Raw genomic sequence first — 22,613 nt, forward strand, 5'->3', positions numbered from 1 at the left:
CGACGATGAGCGGTCTTAGCGGGCCGGGCGATCCTTCGCCACCCGGTCCGGCAAGCGGATCAGCCGGCGGCCGTCGTGGCCGAGCGGTTCTGGGCCACGAAGGCGTCGGCGGCGGTTCGCGCCGCGCGCTGATCGACGGCGCTGGTGGTGGGACGCAGCCGGGTCACGGCGGCCTGAGCCTCGCTGTCGCCGCCACGCGCGGCGATCATGTACCACTTCAGCGCCTCGGTCGGATTCTTGGCCACGCCGTCGGCGCCGGTCTCATAGATGCGCGCGACATTGTACTGGCTGTCGGGCAGGCCGCGTTCGGCGGCGCGCTTCAGCCAGGTCAGGGCCTCGGTCTGGTTGGTCGGTCCGCCGTCGCCTTCGAACAGCTGCATGCCGTACAGATGCATGCCGCGCGGGTCGCCGCCCTGGGCGGCGCGGCGGCCCCACTGGCGGCTCTCGGCCGGACTGGCGCTGAGGCCGTTGCCGCCCGAGAGATAGAGCTGACCCAGATAGGTCTGGGCCGGGGCGTAGCCCAGATCGGCCGCGCGCTTCAGCAGCTCGACGCCGCCGTTGTCGCCGGCTTCCAGACGGCCGACAGCCTGTTCGTATTCGGATGCGCCCGGCCCGGCCAGGTTCAGCGGCGGGATGGCGTCGGTCGTGACGGCCGAGGCCGCGATGGGCAGGCCGGCGGCCGGCGCCGTCGTCTTGGCGGGCTGGGCCGCCTCGCCCCATTTCGGCAGGTCGAAGCCCGGCAGGCCCGATCCGTCGGTCAGTTCGGCGTAGCCATAGACGCCGCCGGTCAGGGCCACGGCGGTGACGGAAGCGAGGAAGGCCTTCTTGACCGTCGATCCGTCGCGGGCCGCCTGCTTGTCGAGGCGTTCCTGCAACTTGGACTTTCCGCCGCGCTTGGGCTTCAGGCCGAAAGCGCCGCGCGGGGCGTCTTCGATATGGGGCGCAGAGGCCATGGCGGCGCGCGCGGCGTCGATCGCGCCGCGCGTCGAGGCCGCGCGGCCCGCAGCGGCGGCGGCGCCCATCTGGGCCTGGATACGGCGGGGATCGACGAAGTCGGTCTCGCCGGCGAAATCGTCATCGTCGGCTTCGAGGACAGGGCGGTCGTCCAGCGACGCCTCGCCCGTCGAGAAGCCGGGAGAGATCGCCTGCAGCGCGTCATCGACGTCGGCGCCGCCGAAGCCGCGGAACGGCTGGATGACCGGTTCCGGATCGGTGCGGTCGTCCTGCGCAACGGACGGCGCGACATCGGCGGTCTGGGGGTCCGACCCGAAGATGGCCGCAGGGAAGGGCGAGGCGGCCTCGACCTCGGGCGCGACCGGATCGGATGACCAGTCTTCGACGTCGAACGAATCCTCCGGGAAGGCGGCGGCGCGCCAATCGCCCTGGACCGGCGTCGAGGCGGCCTGAACCGGCGCCGTCGCAACGCGTTCGGCGAGCGCGCGCGGCGCGGGCTCGGGCGCTTCGAACGCGCCGTGCGAGGCCGACGGATCGCGGGTTTGCAGCGTGTCGCGCGCATCGGCCAGGAGGCGCGCCGTGCGTTCCTCGCTCAGACGCATGCGTTCGGCCAGTTCGCCGGAGGCGCGGTCGTAACGCTGCTCGATCTTGTCGGTGCTTTCGGCCAGACGACGGCCGATGTCTTCCAGCGCCTGCTGAGAGCGGCGCTCGGATTGAGCGATGCGGTCGCTGAGGCGATCCGAAATGCGCGTGATCTCGCCGCCCAGCTTCTCCAGCGCCAGGGCGTTGCGGTCATCAGCGGCCGTCAGCCGTTGATCGACGCGTTCCACATGGCGGGCGAACTCCTGGTTCAGGCGCGTGGCGGCGGCGCGGACGGCGACCTCGGCCCGATCGCTCTCGCCGGTCTCCACGGCGGTCAGGCGACCGCTCAGATTCTGGGCGATGCGCAGCACTTCGCGGCCCATGGCCTCGATGCCCAGGGCACCCTTCTGCTCGGCGCTCTTGGCCTGTTCGCCGACCGACTGGACCGCGCGTTCGATGCGGTCGATGCGGGCGCCGACTTCGGCGGCGTCCAGACGTTGGATCATCTCCGCGCGGTTGCTGTCGATCTGGCGCGACAGGCTTTCGGCCAGCTTTTCGAAGCGGACGGCGTCGCGCGCGCCCTCGGGTTCGATGCGGCCTTCGGCGGCGCGCATGCGGCGGTCCAGCTCCGCGAACGACCGCTCCAACCCGCGCAGAGCTTCGCTGGTGCGGCTCTGCGCCTCGTCCAGGCGCGCGCCGACCTGGGCCAGGACGTCGCTTCCGGCGCCGGGTCCGGCGGCCTTCTCGGCCGCCTCCATCCGGTCGCGCAGATCGGTGACGCTGAGGCGCTGGCGCTCCTCGATATCGTAAAGGCGTCCGGCCAAGGCGCCCAAAGAGGCCTCGACCTTGCCGAACCCTTCCTGGGTCTTGGGCCCGGTGTCGCGCTCGAAGGCGCGCAGGCGGCGATGGCCCTCGCGCAGTTCCTCGGCGATCTCGTCCAGCCGTTCGGCCTGGGCCTTGCCCTGGGCTTCCTGGCCGTCCAGGCGGCGCACCAGACCGGCGACCGCCTGGTCCACGCCCTGGATCGCCAGGGTCGAGCGACGCTCGGCCGCTTCCAGGCGCGAAGCGATCACGTCGATGGAGGCGCTGATCCGGTGCAGGCTGTCGTCGGTCTCATAGGCGTCGTCCAGCCGGCGGCTACGGCTGCGGCGATCATAGGATTCATGGCTGGCGGACCGACGCGGCAGGGTGGCGTACCCTTCGTCCTCGTCCTCCATGATCATGGAATTGAGCCACTCGCCCAGGGTCATGCCAGACCGACGCGCGAGATCCTTGGCGACCTCACGGGCCTTCGGGTCAATCCCCTTCACGCTCCACGGCGCTGCTGCGCTCACTGATTCGTCTCCCGACCCAACGCAGCCACGCTATACCGTCAATATCGAGGGTGTAAATGCGTGGTTAACCGCAATATGTAGCGGCGGTCATCCAAGCTGTGGACAGCACGTCGATACGTCCCGACTTATTCCGCCGACGTGGTTAACGACCACTTAAGTTTAACTTTCCGGAAACCCCTGGCTTGCCAAGCGCGGCGGGTTTCGCCACTGGCGTCCGATGGACCTGACCCCCACCCTGATCCTGCTGGCCGCCGCCGTGATCGCCATGGTCTTCTGCGGCTGGCGCGGCGCGCGGCCGCCCGATCCCTTCAAGGGTCCGCGCATGGCGCCCTGGCGCTTCATGATGATCGGGGCGGCGGCGGTCGCCCTGCTGCTTCTGATCCACCTGACCACCCTGTTCGGCGCCGTGCGCGCACCGTGGGTCGCGGGCGGCTAGGAACCCGATCCCCGCCGACCGGTTGATCCTACTCATTCGAACAGGAGAGACGATCATGGCCGACGATCTGACGCCCGCCGAGGCGGAAAAGGAATTCTGGAAAAGCCTGAAGGAGTCGAACACCGGCATGCTGGGGCTGGACCGTCCCGGCTATCATCATCAGCCGATGACCGGCTTCGGCGAGGGAGATCTGGGCGCCATCTGGTTCTTCAGCCGCAACGACACCGACTTCGCCCGCGACGTGGCGGCCGGCGGTCAGGGCGGCGGCGTGGACGGCATGTTCTGCTACCAGGCCAAGGACCAGAAGGTTCAGGCCTGTTTCCACGGCGTCCTGTCCGTCGATCACGACCGGTCGCGGATCGACAAATACTGGAACCCGGTCGTCGCCGCCTGGTATCCGGACGGCAAGGACGATCCCCATCTGACGCTGATCCGCTTCGACGCCGAGGCCGGACGGGTCTGGGTGTCGGACAAGGGCGCCCTGGGCTTCGGCTACGAGGTGCTTAAGGCCAATCTCACCAAATCGACGCCCGACGTGGGCGGCGTGGCGGACGTGAGCCTTTAAGCCGCCGCGATTCCAAATAACGGAAGGGCCGGCTCCAGGTCGGCCCTTCCGTTCACCCTCCGAAGCACCAGGCCAGGACGGCCTTCTGGGCGTGGATACGGTTTTCGGCCTCGTCCCAGACCAGGGAGCGGGGACCGTCGATGACGGCGTCGGTGACTTCCTCGCCGCGGTGGGCGGGCAGGCAGTGCAGGAAGACGGCGTCTGGGGCGGCCGCCTCCATCAAGGCGTCATCGACCGTATAGGGTTCGAAGGCGGCCAGACGCGCCTCGTAATCCTGATCGCCCATCGACACCCAGGTGTCGGTCACGACCACGTCGGCGCCCAGAACGGCCTCGCGCGGGTCCGAGGTCAGGGTCACGGACGCCCCGCCCTTCTCCAGATCACGAAGATCGGGATGATATTCCGCCGGACAGGCGACGTTCAGATGAAAACCGAACTTGGGCGCCGCGTGCATGAAGCTGTGGCAGACGTTGTTGCCGTCCCCGATCCAGGCGATGGTCTTGCCGGCGACGGGGCCGACGTGTTCCTCGATCGTCTGCAGGTCGGCCAGAATCTGGCACGGGTGCGAACGGTCGGTCAGGCCGTTGACCACCGGCACGGTCGAAACGCGGGCGAAGCGTTCGACGTCCTCATGGTCGTTGGCGCGGATCATCACCGCATCGACCATGCGCGACAACACCTTGGCGGTGTCCTCGACCGGCTCCCCGCGGCCCAGCTGCATGTCGGCGGCCGTGGCGATGATGGACGAACCGCCCAGCTGGCGAATGGCCGCGTCGAAGCTGAAGCGGGTGCGGGTCGAATTCTTCTCGAAGATCATGGCCAGGACGCGGTCCCTAGCCGGGGCGTCGGCGTCGGCCCGCCCCTGGGGCCAGCCCTTGCGGGCGGCCTTGCGGGCATGGGCGTCATCCAGAATGGCGCGCAGATCGGCGGCGTCGAGCCGGTAAATGTCGAGGAAGTGCCGGACCATCGTCTAGCTCCGCAGAAGTGTGATCACGCCGCCAGCTTTTCGCGGGCCGCCTGGCAGGCGCCTTCGAAGCGGGCGACGGCCTCGCGCGCCTCTTCCAGCGTCAGGTTCAAGGGCGGCAGCAGGCGCACGCAGTTGTCGCCGCCACCGGCGACCAGCAGTTGCTGCGTATCGCGCGCCAGGGCCATGAACTCGCGATTGTTCGGGACCAGCTTGACCCCGATCAGCAGGCCCTTGCCGCGCACGTCTGCGATCACGTCGGGGAATCGTTCCTGAAGGCCCGCCAGTTGCTGCTTCAGATAGCCAGCGATCTCATTGACGTTGTTCAGCGTCTCGGGCGTGTTGATCAGCGACAGGGCCTTCTGACCCACCGCCATGGCCAGCGGATTGCCGCCGAAGGTGGAGCCGTGGACGCCCACCGTCATCCCCTTGGCCGCCTTGGCCGAGGCCAGGCAGGCGCCGATGGGGAAGCCGCCGCCCAGCGCCTTGGCCACCGCCATGATGTCCGGCGCCATCCCGGCCCATTCGTGCGCCCACAGCTTGCCGGTCCGGCCCATGCCGCACTGGACCTCGTCGAAGATCAGCAGCACGCCGTTGTCGTCGGCCATCTGGCGCATCCAGCGCAGGTCCTCGACCGGCGTTTCGCGGCACCCGCCCTCGCCCTGGACCGGCTCAAGGATGACGGCGGCCGTGGTCGGGTTCTCGAACGCGGCCTTCAGCGCGTCCTTGTCGCCCCACTTCAGCTGGTGGAAGCCCTGCATCGGCGGGCCGAAGCCCTCGGTGTAGCTGGGGTTGGCGGCGGCGTTGATCGCGCCATAGGTCCGGCCGTGGAAAGAACCGTCGAAGCCGTAGATGTCGATCCGCTCATGCTGGCCGTTGGCCGAGTGATATTTGCGAGCCGTCTTCAGCGCGCATTCCACGGCTTCCGTGCCCGAGTTGGTGAAGAAGACCACGTCGGCGAAGCTGGCGTCGCACAGGGCGTCGGCCAGGGCTTCCTGTCCCGGAATGCGGAAGATGTTGGACACGTGCCACAGCTTCTCGGCCTGGTCCTTGACCGCCTGAACCAGTTCGGGGTGGGCGTGGCCCAGGCCATTGGTCGAGATGCCGGCGACGCAATCGAGGTATTCGGTCCCGTCGGTCGCCCACAGACGCGCGCCTCGGCCGCGTTCCACTTCCAGCGGCGCGCGATTGTAGACACCCATCAGATGTTCAGTGGACACGGGACCAAGACCTCCAAAAGCGAGACGGCTCCGCCGCTGGGCGACGGAGCCGATATAGGGACTGGCCTTGTCGGACGAGCGGCGGGCTTAGTCAACACCGGCGCCGGCGCACCTTCACTGCGCTTCGGGCGCCGCGTTCGGCGCGGCCGGGGCCTCGACCGCGGGCGCGTCCTCGTCGGGCTCGGGCCGATATTCGTCCAGCTGCGCCGACAGCTTCAGCGCCAGATCGGCGACGAACAGACCGAAGCGCGCCACATCGTCGCCGTTGAAATAGGCCAGCCGGTCCTCGGTAGAATGGATGCGCTGGAACACCGGCGGGACGAAGCCCTCCTTCAGGCCGTTGTCCCGGCCGCCGTTGAAGGCCAGCCACATCTGGTGGGCGCCGACCGCGTCCTGGGTTCCCAGCGAAACGACCGGCACGCCGGCGGCCGAGAAAACGCGGTCGTCGCTGGGCGGATAGTTCGGGAAGGCCACGCAGTCGAAGGCGCGTTCGGCGCACAGGCCGCGCAGGGCCGCCAGGACGAAGGCCGACTGTTCACCGTTGTTCTCGCCGTACATGACCGTCTCGCCATAGGCTGCGACGTCGGCGTTGATGACGGCGGCGATGCGGTCCTTGCCGTGGGTTTCCAGAAAGTTCTTGGCTCCGATCAGACCCAACTCCTCCTGGTCGGTGAAGACGAAGACGAAGCGGTAGGCGACGGGCTGACCCTCCAGCCCTTCCTTCAGGGCCGCGGCGGCCTGGATCAGGGCCAGGACCGAACCGGCGTTATCGACAACGCCCTGGGAAAGGGCGCCGTCGCGCAGCTTCACCGCGTCGTAGTGGGCGGTCAGGACGATGTCGGCGGGCCCCTCGCCCACCGTGGTCACGACGTTGGCGCCCTCCATCGGGCCGGTGCGGTCGTTGCCGCCCTGGAAGGTCTGGATCTCGGCCTTCAGGCCAGCCTCGGTCAGCAGGTCGACGACGACCCGCGTCCGCTCGGCGTTGGTCGGCACGACGAAACGGCCGGCCGCCGCGCCCAGGTCGGCGTGGTCGCCGGACTGCACCGGCGCCTCCTGGGCCAGGGCGGGCGACGCGGCAAGCAGGACAGAGACGGCGACGAGCGAGCGGAACAGCATGGCGGACATCTCCGAAGGGTGTTTCCCCTTTGGTAACGACCCGACCCTTCGGAGGCTAGCTCTTCAGCCGCCAGCCCGAGCGGAACACCAGCCAGCAGATCGTCCCCATGGCGACCATCAGCACGGCCGAGCCGATCACGCCGACCGTCAGATTGCTCTCGGCATGGCCGATGAAGCCGTAACGGAAACCGTCGATCAGATAGAAGAAGGGGTTGAAGAGGCTGATCGACCGGAACGGCTCGGGCAGGTTGTCGACCAGATAGAAGGTGCCCGACAGGAAGGTCATCGGCATGACGACGAAGTTCTGGACCGCCGCCAGATGGTCGAACTTCTCGCTCCACAGCCCGGCGAGAACCCCCACCATGCCCATGATGAAGCTGGCCGCCAGGGCGAACCAGATCACCGCGAACAGATTGGCGATGTGCAGCGGGGCGAAGGGCAGGACGCAGATCGCCGTGACCAGGCCGACCGCCAGACCCCGCGTCGCGGCGCCCAGCGTAAAGCCCAGCGTCAGCTCCAGCGGGCTGAGCGGCGGGGTCAGGAAGTCGGTCGCCGTGCCCATGATCTTGGCCTGGATCAGGCTGGACGAGGCGTTGGCGAAGGCGTTGTTCAGCATGGCCATCATGATCAGGCCGGGCGCGACGAACAGGGCGAAGGGCGTGCCGTGCAGCGGCGGCCGGGCGTTCTGCAACGCCACCACGAAGACCAGCATATAGAGCAGGGTCGTCACCACCGGCGCGGCCACCGTCTGGGCGCCCACCTTCCAGAACCGGCGCACCTCGCGCAGATACAGGGTCTGAACCCCGATCCAGTTGATCCCCGGATAGCGCCGCGGCTGCGGCAGGCCGGAAGGACGGGTGGCGATCAGGGCGGACGTCGGCTCGGTCATGGCCCGCCAGATGCGCTTTGGGACCTTGCTGCGCAAGGGAGGGGGAGCGCCGAGCCGGCGCGGGCGCCCGAAAAGTGCGAACCACGGCGAATGGAGGGCTCAGGACCGGCGAACGCGCCCAGCTCGCCACTCGAAACCGCCTTAACCTTAACGATGATTCAATATCTGGTTTCTGTGGACAGGATGATTCGCACATCTTGCGCCTCTTAACGGCTGGTTTACGATTAGTTGTGGGTCAAGCCTCCGGAGGGGAGGCGAAAACCTAGATGTTGAATCTTGAATCGCTGGAGGACGGCATGACCGCAGGCTGGACCGACGACCGCGTAGGCGCCCTGAAGAAGCTCTGGCTGGAAGGCCAGTCCGCGAGCCAGATCGCCAAACAACTGGGCGGCGGCGTGACCCGCAACGCCGTGATCGGCAAGGTGCACCGCCTGGGCCTGTCGGGCCGGGCCGCGCCCTCGCAGCCGGCGCGCACCGCCGCCACCTTCCGCACCGCCCGCCCGCGCCCGGCCGCCGCGACGCCGGCCCCGGCGCAGCCTCCGGCCCCGCGCCGTCTGGAAGCGGTGCAGCCCAAGCTGGTCCAGCCCGCCGCCCCGGCGCCCGCTCCGATCCCGGACCTGCCGGGCACCGCCACGGTCATGACCCTGGGCGCCCATATGTGCAAATGGCCGATCGGCGACCCGTCCTCGCGCGAGTTCAGCTTTTGCGGCCGCCGCGCCTCGGAAGGCGTCTATTGCGTCGAACACGCCCGCGTCGCCTACCAACCCCAGGTCAAGCGCGGCAAGGACGGTTCGTCCGACCTGGCCCGCAGCCTGCGGCGCTACATTTAAGAGGCGCTACCGCGCTTCGCGCTACTTGAGCGCGGCGCTTCGCGCGGGGTCTCACGATCCTGACACAGATGCTCCTTATGGAGCCGACCTCCCCCTCGCCGGCTCGCGCAAGCAAGCCGGCGAGATTTCAGGGGGCGGGGCTGCGGTTCATCCGGGTTGACGCAGCCCCATCCGCCTTCGCCCGACGACGTCCTTCCGGGGCGTCCGAAGGACGAACCCGGAACCCAGGAGGCGGGCATCCGGCATTGGATGCGTTCAGCAGCGCTGCCGAGGCCCTGGCTTCCGGGTTCCTCGCTACGCTCGGCCCCGGAATGACGACCCAAAGAGATCGGGACTAGTTCAACACCCGCCGCGCGCCCGGCGTATCCAGCGAAAACGCCGGAATGTCCGCCTCGAAACTGCGGCCGTCCGCATCCGTCATGAAATAGGCGCCGACCATCGAGCCGCTGTCGGTCGGCAGCGGACAGCCCGAGGCGTAGGCATAGCTGGCGCCCGCCGCGATCACCGGCTGTTCGCCGACCACGCCGGGGCCGCGCACCTCCTCGACATGGCCGTGGGCGTCGGTGATGGTCCATCGCCGCGCCATCAGCTGCACCGTCGATCCCGACAGGTTCACGATCTCGACCTGATAGGCCCAGACCCAGCGCCCGGCCTCGGGGTCCGACTGCCCCGCCAGATAGGAGGGCCGCACCCGGATCAGGATGCCGTTCGTTTCGGCGCTATAGGCAGGACCATCGTGCATGGGCTATATGCTCGCCCCGCCGCGCGCGGGCTGCAAGCGCGACTTGAAGACAAGTCGTGAAATCCGTGTGAGACAGACGCCATGAGCATTTTCCAGGCGCCGCGCCCCGGCATCCTTCCCGCCCAATCCATCGAGACGCTGATCGCGACGTGCGCCATCACGTCCGACACTGCGTTCGATCACGACCAGGTCCAGCCCGCCAGTCTGGACCTGCGCCTGTCGGACCAGGCCTGGCGTGTGCGCGCCTCCTTCCTGCCCGGCCGCCGCAAGGTCGAGGAACGGATCGCCGACGTGGCCATGCACGCCATCGAGATCACCGACGCCGGCGTCGTCCTGGAAAAGGGCTGCGTCTATATCGTGCGTCTGCAGGAGCGGCTGCACCTGCCCAAGGGGCTGATCGCCCGCGCCAATCCGAAAAGCTCGACGGGCCGCGTCGACGTCTTCGTGCGCCTGTTGACCGATCAGGGCGCCAGTTTCGATGATGTGGCGGAGGGCTATGACGGCCCCCTCTATATGGAGGTCGCGCCCCAGACCTTCTCCATCCTGGTCCGCCCCGGCACCCGCCTGAACCAGCTGCGGCTGAAGGCGGGCGATCCGCCCAAGCTGGAGACACGCTCGGTCGGCGTCGACCTTCAGGGGGGCGACATCGTCGGCTTCCGCGGCCGCCGCCATGCGGGCGTGGTCGATCTGGACCACATCGACGGCCACGACCCGCGCGACTTCTGGGAGCCGTTGAGCCTACGTCGCGGCGAGCTGCTGCTGGACCCCGGCGAGTTCTACATCCTGGCCTCGTCCGACGACGTGGAGATCCCCGTCGATCAGGCCGCCGAAATGACCCCTATCGATCCGTCGGTTGGCGAGTTCCGCGTCCACTACGCCGGCTTCTTCGACCCCGGCTTCGGCACGGACGAGGCGCACGGCGCGGGCTCCAAGGGCGTGCTGGAGGTCCGCACCCACGACACCCCCTTCCTGCTTGAACACGGCCAGATCGTCGCCCGCCTGGTCTATGAACCCCTGACCGAACGCCCCAGCCGCCTCTATGGCGAAAGCGGCAGCCACTATCAGAACCAGGGCCTGAAACTGTCGAAGCATTTCAGGGTGTGGTGAGGCCGAAAGTGGCGAGCGATTAGCGGCGAGTGACGAGTTGGCCGCTTTCGCCTCGCTACTCGTCACTCGCCACTAACCAGTCAACTGAGTCGATCCGCCTTCCTCAGGCCCGGGAACATCCACGACCAAGCCCCGGTCGCGGCCAGCGCGCCACAGCCGCCGAACACCGCCGCGCCCACGGCGCCCAGCAGGCGCACCATCAGACCGGAATAGGCCTCGCCCAGTTCGTTGGAGGCGCCGATGAACAGCATGGACACCGACGACACCCGCCCGCGCATATGATCGGGCGTGGCCAGCTGGATCAGGGTCTGGCGCACATTGACGCTGATCATGTCCGCCGCCCCGCCGATGAACAGCGCCAGGCCCGACAGCCAGACGATCCGGGACAGGCCGAAGGTGATGGTGCAGGCGCCGAACACCGCCACCGCCGCGAACATCCAGGTCCCGCCGTGCCGCACGATCGGATAGCGGCTCAGATAGATGGCCATGACCATGGCCCCGACGCCGAAGGCGGCGCGCAGCAGGCCAAACCCCTGCGGCCCCACATGCAGGATGTCGCGCGCGAAGATCGGCGTCAGCAGGGCCACGCCCGCCAGCAGCACCACCACCAGATCCAGCGAGATGGCGCCCAGCACGATCTTGGTCTTCCACACATAGGCCAGCCCCTCCTTGACGGACTCGACCGGCGACAGGGCGTTGGGCTGGGGCGCCGGCTTGCCGCCGGTGCGGATCAGGATGAAGGCGGCGACGCCCATCAGGAACATCCCCAGCGACACCGCATAGGCCAGGGGCACATTGACCCCCACGATCACCCCGCCCAGGGCCGGACCGGCGATGGCCCCGGTCTGGAAGGCGATGGACTGGGCGGCGATGGCGGGCGGCAGGGCCTTTCGCCCCACCACCATGGGCAGGAAGGCCTGACTGGCCGGGGCCAGAAACGCCCGCGCCGCCCCGAACACGGCGGCGACCGCCAGCAGCCCCCACAGCGGCGGCGCGCCGTGCAGGGCCATGGCCAGGAACGATCCCGCGCAGGCCGCCTCGACCAGAATGGAAATCCACACCGTGCGCTTCCTGTCGCGCCGATCCGCCATCGCGCCCGCAGGCAGCGTGAACGCCAGCAGCGGCAGGAACTGACACAGGCCCACCAGCCCCAGATACAGGCTGGCCTGTTCGATCGGGTGATCCCGCCGGGCGATCTCATAGACCTGCCACAACAGGGCCGAGGACTGGATCTGGATGGCCAGCACCGCCACCACCCGCCCGAACCAAAGGAGGCGGAAATCGCGCAGGCCCCACGGGCTGGCGGGGCCGTCTGGCGGCGATGGCGGAACGGGCGGGGCGGCGGGGGGGGGGTCGGGGGGCTCGGGGCTCACGTGCGTCTGGGGAACTTCGGATAGGGCGAACCGTCGCGGTGGAAGTAGCGATCCGCGCCCGCAGGCAGGACCATGTCGATGTCGGGGTAGTCGCAAGGGGTGACAGTCGGGCTGCGCGTGCCGACCTCCAGCAGAACCGCCTCACGGCCGGATCGGTTCTCGATCCGGTGGCCGTTCGGCACGCCGGCCTTGAAGCCGGCGCAGTCGCCGGCGCGCAGCACCGTCTCGCCGTCGTCCTCGATCAGGACGACCTCGCCCTCGACCACCATGACGAACTCGTCCTCGGCTTGGTGCCAGTGCCGCTGGCTGGACCAGGCGCCGTCGGGCAGGCGCAGCAGGTTGACGCCGAACTGGCTGAGGCCCGCCGCATCGCCCAGCTTCCAGCGGCGGCGTGGCAGACAGGGGCTGGCGAATTCGTCGGGATAGGTCGTGCCGTCGCCTCTCGGCGCGCTGTCGATGTCGATCTTGGGCATGGGACTTCTCGCCGTTGCGCGATGTCCGTAAAGCATAGCCGCATGAGCCGCGCATCAACTCCCGTTATCGATCCTGTCGAACTGACCCGCGACCTGATCCGCATTCCCTCCGTTACGCCCGCCGACGAGGGGGCGATGGACGTGCTGGAACGGCATCTGACGACCCTGGGCTTCACCTGCCGCCGTCTGGCCTTCGAGGGACCGGGAGGCGAGGGCGTTCATGCGCGGATCGAGAACCTGTACGCCCGGCGCGGGACCGCCTCGCCCAACCTGTGTTTCGCCGGCCATACGGACGTGGTCCCGACCGGCCCGTCGGAGCAGTGGTCGTCGCAACCCTTCAACGCCGAAGTCCGCGACGGCGTCCTCTATGGTCGCGGCGCGGTGGACATGAAGGGGGGGATCGCCGCCTGGGTCGCCGCCGTGTCGCAGGTGCTGGCCGAGAGCGAACCCGCAGGCTCCCTGTCCTTCCTGATCACCGGCGACGAGGAAGGCCCGGCGCTGCACGGCACCAAACGGGTGGTGGAGACCCTGGCCGCCGAGGGCGAGGTCATCGACGCCTGTGTCGTCGGCGAACCCTCCTCGTCGCAACAGCTGGGCGACATGATCAAGGTCGGGCGGCGCGGCTCGCTGAACACCTGGATCACGGTCCAGGGCAAACAGGGCCACGTCGCCTATCCCGAGCGGGCGGCCAATCCGGCGCCCGTGATCGCCCGGCTGGTGACGCGGCTGAACGATCATGGGCTGGACGACGGCTATGAGGGTTTTCCCCCGTCGAACCTTGAGATCACCACCATCGACATCGGCAATCCGGCGACCAACATCATCCCGGCCCAGGCGACCGCGCGACTGAACATCCGCTTCAACCCGGCCCATACGGGCGACGGCCTGATCGACTGGCTGAACCGCGAGGCCGGGGCCATGCAGGCCGTGACCGGGCTTCAGATCACCCTGGAGCACCTGTGCTCGGGCGAGGCCTTCCTGACCGAGCCGGGCGCCTTCGTGGAGGCGGTGCAGGACGCGGTCGAGGCCGTGACGGGCCGCCGCCCCGAGGCCTCCACCACTGGCGGCACCTCCGACGCCCGCTTCATCCGCGCCCTGTGCCCGGTGCTGGAACTGGGCCTGGTCGGCCAGACCATGCACCAGATCGACGAACGCGTGCCGACGGCTGAGCTGGAGACGCTGACGGCCGTCTATCGCCGGGTGATCGAGACGGTGTTCGAGCGGCTGTAGGCGCGGCCTCTGCTGTTCGTAGTGTAGAGCCTAGCCCACTAATCCACCTAACCTGGACTTTCCGAGTGTCCGAAAGGGGTGGCAAGCGGACGTCGATCGGGCCACACTCGATCAGTGCGCGCTTGGTCGAGGGGTCCAATGGAAGCGGAGTACAGGCGGCTAAAATCAGCTTGGCAGAGCGGGTCATTCTTGCGCGAAGACGCGCTCCATCTGCTCTACTTCGTTTGGATGCACTGGGCGGACCCATCGTTCGTGACGGGCATGGATTACGATCCAGATATAGACGAACTCTGGTCAGCCATCTTCGAATATTTCGGCGGAGAGCAGTCTCAGGATGCCGAGTTTCTCCACGTAGCCGCCCTAATGGGTGGACTATTCCCCTTCTGCCTTGGCGATGAAGTCGAGTGGACTGCCCGTGCAGAGCGGATGGAGGCTCGCTCCATCGAACTGCAGCCGGAAGGATTTTCCCCCGAGCATTTTGATCGGCGTGGCGAGTACGGTGAATATTTCGCGCATCACGAGCGCGCTCGAAGGGAAAGGCTCACAGGTGGCGATGGCCGCGCTATCAGTCTGCGCAGTCGGATCGTGGAGGCCGCTCAACGCTTCTTTGGCCTCGGACGTTCAACATCTCCTTAGGGTCGGTTTGCGACATCGCCTTCCGGTGCAATCGTCCCGCCTAACTCCGCTCCAAGAACCGCAACGCCGTCAGGACGTGCGTCTTCACCCCCAGCGGCAGGACCTTCTCGTTCGGTGAGAACTCCGGCGAGTGGTTGGGTGCGGAGGTGGCGGGATCGGCGCCGTCGGGGCTGGCGCCCAGGTGGTAGAAGACGCCGGGGATGACCTGCTGGAAATAGCTGAAGTCCTCGGCCACCGTGGTCGGGGGCGTGGCGGGGTTGACGTTCCCCTCGCCCGCCGCCTCGGTCAGGACCGGGGCCAGCCAGGCGGACAGGCCGGGGTCGTTGAAAACCAGGGCCGCGTTCTGTTTGACGCCGAACTCGGCGGTGGCGCCGTAGGCTTCGGCGACGTGGTCGATGGCGGTTTCGGCGCGGGCGACCAGGGCGTCGCGCTGGGCCGTATCGAAGGTGCGCAGGGTGCCTGACAGCGTCGCGCTGTCGGGGATGATGTTGTAGCGGACCCCGGCGTTGATGGTCGCGATGGTGAAGACGGTCGGGGTCGTCGTCGGATCGATGGTGCGGGCGGTCAGGGTGTTGACCGTCTCGACCACTTGGCCCGCCACGGCGATCACATCCACCCCACGCCAGGGCCAGGCGCCGTGCGTCTGCTTGCCCTTCAGGCTGATATCCACTCGGTCCGAGGCCGCCATGAAACCCTCGGGCCGATAGAAGACGCTGCCCGGCCGCCCGGGCACGACATGCAGGCCGAAGATGGCCTCGGGCCTGGGATCGTTCAGCGCGCCGTCCTGGATCATCAGGGCCGCCCCGCCCTTGGGCTCTCCGGGAGGAGCGCCCTCCTCCGCCGGCTGAAAGACGAAGACGACGGTTCCGGCGATCTGGTCCTTCATCCCCGCCAGAATCTCGGCCGCGCCCATCAGCATGGCCACATGCATGTCGTGGCCGCAGGCGTGGGCGACCGGCACGGTGTTGCCCATATAGGTCCCCGTGGCGGTCGAGGCGAAGGCCAGGCCCGTCGCCTCCTGCACCGGCAGGGCGTCCATGTCGGCGCGCAGGGCAACGACCCGGCCGGGGCGGCCGCCGCGCAATACGCCCACCACGCCCGTCTTGCCGACCCCGGTGCGAACCTCCAGCCCCAGGGCGCGCAGGTGATCGGCCACCACGCCCGCCGTGCGCGTCTCGTTGAAGCCCAGTTCGGGATGCTGATGCAGATCGCGGCGCCAGGCGGTGACGCGCGGCAGGATGCGCTGGACCGCCGCATCCACGGCCTGGGCCGAGACGGGCGGCGCGGCTTGTGCGTGAACGGCCCCGGCGGACAGCATCAACGCCAGGGCGGAAACGGCGAGCAGACGGCGCATGTGACGATCCCGTGAAATTTCGTTTCGCCGATGGTGAGGGCGCCGCGCGCGCTTGTGCAACCACCATCGCTCGACGATCATCGTTTAATGGCCAGGCCGATCAAGAGCACCTCCACCGAATGGCGCGACGTCGTGCTGGTCTGCCGCAAATGCTCCAAGAAGCTGGATGGCGGCTTCGGCCCCGACGGCGACCTGACGCTGAAGAAGGCGCTGCGCAAATATCTGCACCTCAAGACGGGCAAGAAGGGGCGCAAAGGCGAGCTGACGGTCGCGGGCGTCGACTGTTTCGACATCTGTCCAAAGCGGGCGGTGGTGGCGGTGAACGCGGCGCGGCCGCAGAACCTGCTGATCGTGCCGGCGGGATCGGACCTGTTCGAGGTCAAGTCCCTGCTGGGCCTCGACGACGGCCGTCGGCGCAAGCCGGCCGATCCGGGCTGAAAACGCCTTCCTTCGGGCGCGAAGCCGTGCCAGATCGGGCCCATGGACGACACCAAGATCGAAAAGCGCGCCGGCGTGCGGGCCACCTCCGACCGGTTGTGGGACCTGGTCTCGGACCTGTCCCGCTGGGGCGAATGGAACCCCTATGAGCGCGAACCGGTGGGCAGGATCGGCTTCGGCGCCGCCCTGACCCTGATCGAGTCCTATCCCGATATGGGCGAACGGCGTGCGACGGCGCGGGTGGCCGACTGGCGGCCCTATGTGCGGCTGGTCTGGACCGAGAACCGGGGATTTCTGTTCCGCACCCTGCGCTACATCGACATCGAGGAGATGGAGAAGGGCAGTTGCATCGTCTCGTCGGCGCTGAAGTTCGCGGGTCTGCGTGGCGAATTGTACCTGGACAAGCACAAGGCGACGCTGGCCAAGGCCCATGAGGACATCGTGCGGCGATTGAAGGCGGCGGCGGAAAGCTGAATCCCGGCCTGAGGGACCGAGCGTTAGCCGCCGTTCTTCATCATGTCGATGACGTTCAGGATCGCGGGGCCCAGGATGACGATGAACAGCACCGGCAGGAAGAACAGGATCATCGGCACCGTCAACTGGGCCGGCAGGGCGGCGGCCTTCTTTTCGGCGGCCGACAGGCGCAGTTCGCGGTTTTCCTTGGCCATGACGCGCAGGGCCGTGGACAACGGCGTGCCATAGACCTCGGCCTGGGTCATGGCGGTGACGACCCCCTTCACGCCTGGATGGTTGGTGCGCTTGCCCAGGTTTTCATAGGCCATTCGACGGTCGGGCAGATAGCTGAGCTCGGCCGACAGCAGCGACAGTTCTTCGGCCAGGTCGATGGAGGAGGCGCCGATCTCCTGGCTGACCTTGGTGATGGCGGCCTCGATCGACATGCCCGCTTCGACGCAGATCAGCAGCAGATCGAGCGCGTCGGGAAAGGCCTGCATGATCGAGGTGCGGCGTTTGCTGATCCGGTTATGCAGATACAGGTTCGGCGCATAGAAGCCCGCCACCGCCGCCGCAAAGCACAGCGTCACCCTGTTCATCGTCGGCCAGTCCACGACCTTGATGACGAACATGTAGAAGGCCGCCACGATCAAGAAGATGAACGGCGAGGCGAAGCGGAAGAAATAGAAGGTCGTCAGCGGGCGCGGGCCGCGAAAGCCCGCCTGGGCCATCTGGTCGGCGACCTTGGGATCCTCCAGGAGCTTGGTCAGGTTCAGGCGATCGACGACGCGCTTCTTGAACCCCTCGTCGGTGTGCCGCAGGCCGCCCGGCCCGCCGCCCGCAGCCAGCGCCGCGCGCGAGCGCCGCTTCAGATCGTCGCGCCGTTCCGACACGGCCTTCATCCGCTTGTCCAGCTTGACGCCGCCGGTCATCGACGACAGCAGCGTCAAGACCGTGGCGAAGACCAGCACCCCGACGCCGAGGCTGAGCAGGTTCTGCGGGTCGGTGATGAAGCGAATGAAACCTTCCACGATCCTCGCCTCAGAACTTGAACGAAATCATGCGCTTCATGACGAAGACGCCGGTTCCCATGAGCGCCGCCGCCAACAGCAGCAGGAAGTTGCCGCGAATGTCGGTGAACATGGGCATCATGTAGGAGGGGCTCATGGCCATGACCGCCAGCATCACAGCCGGCGGCAGGCTGGCGATGATGCCGGCCGACGCCAGCGCTTCGGACGACAGGGCCTTGATCTTCTCGCCCATCATCCGCCGCGCCCGCAGCACGGCCGACAGATTGCCGAGCGCCTCGGCCAGATTGCCGCCTGTCTTCTGCTGAATGGCGATGACGATGGTGAAGAAGCGCAGTTCGGGCGTCGGAATGCGCACGAACATCTTCTCCAGCGCCTGCTCCAGCGACAGCCCCACGGCCAGGCCTTCGCTCAGGGTCTTGAACTCCGGCCCCAGCGGCGCCGGGCTCTCGCGGCCGATGATCTTGAAACACTCATGGACGGGCAGGCCCGACTTGATGCCGCGCACGATGACGTCGATGGCGTTGGGGAACTCCAGAGAGAACTTCTTCACTCGGCGCTTGCCCAGGAAGCCTACCACCCAGCGCGGCAGGCCCAGGCCGAAGATCAGGCCCACGCCCAGGGCCAGCAGAATGTGCAGACCCAGCAACAACGTGACCAGGGCGGCGACGACGCCGATCACGGCGCCGACGATGTGGAACGTCCGCACGCTCATGCCCAGACCCGCCTGCTGCAGGCGCGAGGCCATGCTGGTGCGCGCCTTGCGGTCGCGGCGGTCGGCCTCCTGCAACTGCTGCATGATCTGCTTGCGGCGGGCCTCGGGCGTGTTCGCGGCGGCGGCGGTCTTGCGCGCCAGGGCCGCGTTCTTCTTGACCTCGCCCAGGGTCTGGGCGCGCTTGATCGCCTGGGCCGAGGAATCGTCTCCGCCGACGAAGACCCAGCCCAATCCGCCGATGGTGATGAAGGCCAGAACGGCGGCGAGAATCGGAAGCATCGTCCTACTCCGCCGCGTCCAGGGCGTCGGCCAACTCGCGCTCCAGCCCGTAGTATCGGGCGCGGTCCCAGAAGCGGGGACGGGCGATGCCGGTCGAGCGGTGACGGCCGATGATCTTGCCGTTCTCGTCCTCGCCGGTGATGTCGTAGACGAACAGGTCCTGCGTCACGATCACATCGCCTTCCAGGCCCACGACTTCGGTGATGTGGGTGATGCGGCGAGAACCGTCGCGCAGGCGGGCGGCCTGGATGATGACGTCGACCGAGCCGACGATCATCTCGCGGATCGTCTTGGACGGCAGGCCGTAGCCGCCCATGGTGATCATGGACTCCATCCGGCTGATGGCCTCGCGCGGGCTGTTGGCGTGCAGCGTGCCCATCGAGCCGTCGTGGCCGGTGTTCATGGCCTGCAACAGGTCGAACGCCTCGGGTCCGCGCACCTCGCCGACGATGATCCGCTCGGGACGCATCCGCAGGCAGTTCTTGACCAGATCCCGCATCGTGATCGTGCCCTGGCCTTCCAGGTTCGGCGGGCGGGTTTCCAGACGCACCACGTGCGGCTGCTGCAGTTGCAGCTCCGCGGCGTCCTCGCAGGTGATGACCCGCTCCGTCGGGTCGATGAAGGCCGTCAGGGTGTTCAGCAGGGTCGTCTTGCCAGATCCAGTGCCGCCCGAGATGACCAGATTGCATCGCGATGCGCCAATGACGCCCAGGACGCGCGCTCCCTCGGGACTGATGGAGGCGTACTCCACCAGGTTCTTCATCGTCAGCTTGTCTTTCTTGAACTTCCGGATCGTCAGCGTCGGGCCGTCGATGGCCAGCGGCGGGGCGATGACGTTGACGCGCGAACCGTCCGGCAAACGGGCGTCGCAGATGGGGCTGCTTTCATCCACGCGGCGGCCGACCTGGCTCACGATCCGCTGGCAGATGTTCATCAGCTGGGTGTTGTCGCGGAAACGGACATTGGTCAGCTGGACCTTGCCCGCGACCTCGATGAAGACCCGTCCGGCGCCATTGACCATGATGTCGGCGATGTCATCGCGGCTCAGCAGCGGCTCCAGCGGACCATAGCCCAGGACGTCGTTGACGATGTCCTGAACCAGATGCTCCTGCTCGGCGACCGACATGGAGACGTTCTTGATCGCCACCAGTTCGGCGACGATGTCGCGGATTTCCTCGGACGCGGCCTTCTGGTCCAGATGCGCCAGCTGGGCCAGGTCGATGGTGTTCATCAGCGCGTTGAAGATCGTCGTCTTCGTGGCGTGATAGTAGTCGCTCTGTTCCCGGACGATCTCGGCGACCGCCTGAGCCTTCTTCAACTGCTCAAGGCCCGCCGTGGGCTTGGGGCCGGCGCCGGGCGGCTTGGCCGAGGGGCGCGGCGACTCGGGCGCGGGCTTGGGCCGGGCGGCCAGGGCGTCCAGACGATCCGCCGTCTGCGGCGCCGGCTCGCCCCCCCGATCCACGGCGGCGAAAGCCTGGGGAGGGGCGTCAAGCTCGTCGAAATCGAAGCCGCCGACCGGCGCGGGCGACGCAGGCGCGGCGGTGAAGACCGACACGGCCTCGGCCCCGCCGGCGGGCGGCGGGGCGGGACGCACCGGCGCCGTCGATCCGCCAGGCTGACCTGTACGCTTTCCGAACACGCGTCAGCGCTTCTTGAACATGGAGGCGAACAGCGACTTCGATTCGCCCGCCGCCTTGGGCGTCCTGCCCGGCTTGGCCTTGGGTCCGGCGACGGCGGGCAGTTCGCGCCGCGACACGATCTGGGCCAGGGTCTGGAAGGCCTCGGCGGCCTTGGTCTTGGCGCCGGCGTCCAGGATCATCTGGCCGTTGTTGGCGGCCGAACCGAAGGTCTTGGCGTCGAACGGGATGACCAGACTGGGGTGCACGCCCAGGGCCGCGCCGAAATCCTTGGCCGGGATTTCAGGCCGGCCGGGCACGCCCACCTGGTTCAGGACCAGGCGCGGCGGCGCATCGTTCGGCCGCCCGTGGCGGATCAGATCGATCATATTCTTGGCGTTGCGCAAGGACGCCAGGTCGGGCGTCGCCACCACCACCACCTCGTCGGCGCTGATCAGGGTGCGACGCATCCAGGGCGACCACAGGTGCGGCAGGTCCAGCACCACGAAGGGGGCGGTGGAGCGGATGCGGGTCGTGACCTCCTCGAACGCCTCGGTCGAGATGTCGAAATCCATGTCCAGGCTGGCCGGAGCGGCGAACAGGCTCAGCTTGTCCGTGCAGCGGATCATCATCCGGTCCAGCAGGGTCGAATCCAGGCGGTCCGGCTGGCTCAGGGCGTCGGCGACGCCGTTCAGCGGATCCTGGTTGAAATCCAGGCCGGCGGTGCCGAACGGCAGGTCATAGTCCACGATGACCGTATTGGCGCCGATCCGCTCGGAGATGGCGTAGGCGGTGTTGTGCGCCACGGCCGAGGCCCCGGCCCCGCCGCGCGCGCCGACGAAGGCGATCGAGCGACCGACGAAGGGCTGAGCCGGGTCGTTGAACAGGCCGCCGATGGCCGCGATCAGCTGCAACGGCTGCAACGGCGTGACCAGATATTCGCTGACGCCGCGCCGCATCAGTTCGCGGAACAGCAGGATGTCGTTGGTCGCCCCGACGACGATGACCTTGGTGCCCGCGTCGCAGACCTCGGCCAGGGTGTCGATCTCGTTCAGCAGGCCCTGCGGATCGCGCAGGCATTCGACGATGATCAGCGGCGGCGTCGGTTCGTGCCGATAGGCTTCGACGGCGGCGGCGATACCGCCCACGCGAATTTGGGTCGTGGCGCGCGACAGGCGGCGGTCCTGGGCGGCGCGTTCGGCCGAGGCCAGGGTGTCCTGACGTTCGGCGAAGACGTGGATGGCGATGCGCGGCACCGACACCTCGCCGATGGCGCCGACCGGAGCCAGGCCGGACGAGACCGGCAGGGGCTCCTGAAAGGTCGCAGGCGCAGGCGCCAGTTCGACGTGCGTCGCAGGCGCGGCCGCCGGCGCGACCGGGATCATGTCCGCCTGTCCCACGTCCGCCGCTGTCAGGGCCTGTCGGACGGTGGCGGCGTCGGACGCCGGCTGGGCCGCTGGCGGAGCGGTGAAGCGCAAGGCCGACGCTGCAGGCTCCGCCGCACCGGCGGCGGGCTCCGAAAAGTCCATATCGACGTCGAAGCCATCGTCGAAGGCCTCGAAAGCGCGGGGAGCGGAGGCTGTGTTCATGGTCTTAGTCCACCGCCCGCGAGATACGGCCGTTGACCAGCGGCTCCTGAGGGGCCGAGGTCGGCGTGCCCGCTCGGTATGTGTCGAACACCTTGGCGCGACGTCCGGCTTCGGCGGCGTCGATGGCCGCCGGGGCGACAATGTCGCGGGGATTGGCGATCTGGGCCGCCAGATTGGCCGTCACGGCGCAGCCGAAGGCGGCCGAAGGCTGGTTGGAGAAGCTGGAGACGGAGGCGCGCTGTGCCTCGGCGCAGTTCGGCACATGGGCGGTCAGCACCTCGAACCCGGCCAGGACCGGCGCGCGGGGATCGGGCGCCGCATAGGCGGTGACCTGCACCCGTTCGGCGGGGACGCCCAGCGCGGCCAGGGCGTCGCGGACGCCCCAGGCGGCGCGGGCCGCGGCGGGATCGTCGCCCGCCGGCGCCTCGACCCGGATGACGTCGGCGCGCGACGCGGCGAAGCGACCGGCCAGCGCCGCCAGCGCGGCCTGTTGATTGCCGGAAAGGCCCTGGTCGTGCACGGCGAGGGCGATGCGGTCCATGCCGGGCTCGACCTGAAGGACATAGCGCGAGGTCGGAGTCAGCGGCGGCGGCAGGGCGCCGGTCGAAGCGCAGGCCGAAACCATCCCGGCGCAGGCGGCCAAGGCGAGCATGCGGCTCAAGACAGCGGATCGGTCGTTCACGGCGCGCC

The 22,613-nt window shown here is 68.2% G+C and carries 22 protein-coding genes; 8 read left to right on the plus strand and 14 right to left on the minus strand.

The annotated features are described in order from the left end of the window. Window positions 1-59 precede the first annotated feature (59 nt). Window positions 60-2,870 (minus strand): SEL1-like repeat protein, encoded by a 2,811-nt coding sequence (locus ACWPV3_RS01700; RefSeq protein WP_453976593.1) that lies wholly within the window; start codon window positions 2,868-2,870, stop codon window positions 60-62. Between the two features lie 217 nt (window positions 2,871-3,087). Here ACWPV3_RS01700 and ACWPV3_RS01705 point away from each other — a divergent pair, with 217 nt between their 5' ends. Together ACWPV3_RS01705 and ACWPV3_RS01710 are read left to right on the plus strand one after the other, a co-directional pair. Further along, window positions 3,088-3,306 carry a hypothetical protein gene (locus tag ACWPV3_RS01705; protein ID WP_292088716.1) on the plus strand — a complete coding sequence of 73 codons (219 nt, stop codon included), beginning with the start codon at window positions 3,088-3,090 and terminating at the stop codon, window positions 3,304-3,306. Between the two features lie 55 nt (window positions 3,307-3,361). Further along, window positions 3,362-3,871, plus strand: coding sequence for a pyridoxamine 5'-phosphate oxidase family protein (locus ACWPV3_RS01710; RefSeq protein WP_292088717.1), 510 nt, complete (start codon window positions 3,362-3,364; stop codon window positions 3,869-3,871). A 52-nt stretch (window positions 3,872-3,923) separates the two neighbouring features. On the opposite strand, the gene argF is transcribed toward ACWPV3_RS01710, so the two are convergent. The 4 genes from argF to ACWPV3_RS01730 form a co-directional block, all read right to left on the minus strand. Next, window positions 3,924-4,838: an ornithine carbamoyltransferase gene (argF, locus tag ACWPV3_RS01715; protein ID WP_453976594.1), complete on the minus strand. Its 915-nt coding sequence runs from the start codon at window positions 4,836-4,838 to the stop codon at window positions 3,924-3,926. Between the two features lie 23 nt (window positions 4,839-4,861). Then, complete coding sequence (locus ACWPV3_RS01720; protein WP_453976595.1) at window positions 4,862-6,055, minus strand: acetylornithine transaminase; 1,194 nt, start codon at window positions 6,053-6,055, stop codon at window positions 4,862-4,864. Between the two features lie 114 nt (window positions 6,056-6,169). Beyond that, a complete protein-coding gene (locus tag ACWPV3_RS01725; RefSeq protein WP_453976596.1) occupies window positions 6,170-7,171 on the minus strand; it encodes a M28 family metallopeptidase in 1,002 nt (333 codons plus the stop codon). 55 nt (window positions 7,172-7,226) lie between these two features. Then, window positions 7,227-8,060 (minus strand): ABC transporter permease, encoded by an 834-nt coding sequence (locus tag ACWPV3_RS01730; protein WP_453976597.1) that lies wholly within the window; start codon window positions 8,058-8,060, stop codon window positions 7,227-7,229. A 296-nt stretch (window positions 8,061-8,356) separates the two neighbouring features. Between ACWPV3_RS01730 and gcrA the strand changes: the two genes are divergently transcribed. Continuing rightward, window positions 8,357-8,890 carry a cell cycle sigma 70 cofactor GcrA gene (gcrA, locus tag ACWPV3_RS01735; RefSeq protein WP_453978483.1) on the plus strand — a complete coding sequence of 178 codons (534 nt, stop codon included), beginning with the start codon at window positions 8,357-8,359 and terminating at the stop codon, window positions 8,888-8,890. Between the two features lie 334 nt (window positions 8,891-9,224). Here gcrA and apaG read toward each other — a convergent pair whose 3' ends face one another. Next, window positions 9,225-9,632, minus strand: coding sequence for a Co2+/Mg2+ efflux protein ApaG (apaG, locus tag ACWPV3_RS01740; RefSeq protein ID WP_313452810.1), 408 nt, complete (start codon window positions 9,630-9,632; stop codon window positions 9,225-9,227). Between the two features lie 81 nt (window positions 9,633-9,713). Here apaG and ACWPV3_RS01745 point away from each other — a divergent pair, with 81 nt between their 5' ends. Further along, a complete protein-coding gene (locus ACWPV3_RS01745; RefSeq protein WP_453976598.1) occupies window positions 9,714-10,739 on the plus strand; it encodes a 2'-deoxycytidine 5'-triphosphate deaminase in 1,026 nt (341 codons plus the stop codon). Between the two features lie 80 nt (window positions 10,740-10,819). Here ACWPV3_RS01745 and ACWPV3_RS01750 read toward each other — a convergent pair whose 3' ends face one another. After that, entirely contained in the window at window positions 10,820-12,112 is a 1,293-nt protein-coding gene (locus tag ACWPV3_RS01750; protein ID WP_453976599.1) for an MFS transporter, read from the minus strand. After that, complete coding sequence (locus ACWPV3_RS01755) at window positions 12,109-12,585, minus strand: cupin domain-containing protein (protein WP_453976600.1); 477 nt, start codon at window positions 12,583-12,585, stop codon at window positions 12,109-12,111. Before ACWPV3_RS01755 ends, ACWPV3_RS01750 begins: the two co-directional genes overlap by 4 nt. A 42-nt stretch (window positions 12,586-12,627) precedes the next feature. Here ACWPV3_RS01755 and dapE point away from each other — a divergent pair, with 42 nt between their 5' ends. Both dapE and ACWPV3_RS01765 read left to right on the plus strand, forming a co-directional pair. Continuing rightward, window positions 12,628-13,815 carry a succinyl-diaminopimelate desuccinylase gene (gene dapE, locus ACWPV3_RS01760; protein ID WP_453976601.1) on the plus strand — a complete coding sequence of 396 codons (1,188 nt, stop codon included), beginning with the start codon at window positions 12,628-12,630 and terminating at the stop codon, window positions 13,813-13,815. 189 nt (window positions 13,816-14,004) lie between these two features. Then, complete coding sequence (locus ACWPV3_RS01765; RefSeq protein WP_453976602.1) at window positions 14,005-14,451, plus strand: hypothetical protein; 447 nt, start codon at window positions 14,005-14,007, stop codon at window positions 14,449-14,451. 40 nt (window positions 14,452-14,491) lie between these two features. Here the strand turns inward: ACWPV3_RS01765 and ACWPV3_RS01770 are convergent, their stop codons facing one another. Continuing rightward, window positions 14,492-15,805, minus strand: coding sequence for an amidohydrolase (locus ACWPV3_RS01770; protein WP_453976603.1), 1,314 nt, complete (start codon window positions 15,803-15,805; stop codon window positions 14,492-14,494). A gap of 87 nt (window positions 15,806-15,892) precedes the next feature. On the opposite strand from ACWPV3_RS01770, the gene ACWPV3_RS01775 reads away from it, so the two are divergent. After that, entirely contained in the window at window positions 15,893-16,243 is a 351-nt protein-coding gene (locus ACWPV3_RS01775; protein WP_453976604.1) for a hypothetical protein, read from the plus strand. Between the two features lie 42 nt (window positions 16,244-16,285). After that, entirely contained in the window at window positions 16,286-16,717 is a 432-nt protein-coding gene (locus tag ACWPV3_RS01780; protein ID WP_453976605.1) for an SRPBCC domain-containing protein, read from the plus strand. Window positions 16,718-16,740: 23 nt separating this feature from the next. Here the strand turns inward: ACWPV3_RS01780 and ACWPV3_RS01785 are convergent, their stop codons facing one another. The 5 genes from ACWPV3_RS01785 to ACWPV3_RS01805 all read right to left on the minus strand — a co-directional run bounded on the left by ACWPV3_RS01785 (window position 16,741) and on the right by ACWPV3_RS01805 (window position 22,605). After that, a complete protein-coding gene (locus ACWPV3_RS01785; RefSeq protein WP_292088733.1) occupies window positions 16,741-17,727 on the minus strand; it encodes a type II secretion system F family protein in 987 nt (328 codons plus the stop codon). 10 nt (window positions 17,728-17,737) lie between these two features. Beyond that, the gene (locus ACWPV3_RS01790) at window positions 17,738-18,718 is read right to left on the minus strand and encodes a type II secretion system F family protein (protein WP_453976606.1); all 981 of its coding nucleotides are present in this window, start codon (window positions 18,716-18,718) and stop codon (window positions 17,738-17,740) included. Window positions 18,719-18,722: 4 nt separating this feature from the next. After that, on the minus strand, window positions 18,723-20,180 hold the full coding sequence (locus tag ACWPV3_RS01795; RefSeq protein WP_453978484.1) for a CpaF family protein: 1,458 nt from the start codon (window positions 20,178-20,180) through the stop codon (window positions 18,723-18,725). A gap of 180 nt (window positions 20,181-20,360) precedes the next feature. Continuing rightward, window positions 20,361-21,923, minus strand: coding sequence for an AAA family ATPase (locus tag ACWPV3_RS01800; RefSeq protein WP_453976607.1), 1,563 nt, complete (start codon window positions 21,921-21,923; stop codon window positions 20,361-20,363). 4 nt (window positions 21,924-21,927) lie between these two features. Next, the gene (locus ACWPV3_RS01805) at window positions 21,928-22,605 is read right to left on the minus strand and encodes a CpaD family pilus assembly lipoprotein (protein ID WP_313452427.1); all 678 of its coding nucleotides are present in this window, start codon (window positions 22,603-22,605) and stop codon (window positions 21,928-21,930) included. Window positions 22,606-22,613: the final 8 nt, after the last annotated feature.

Source organism: Brevundimonas sp. Marseille-Q4549, assembly GCF_976940555.1.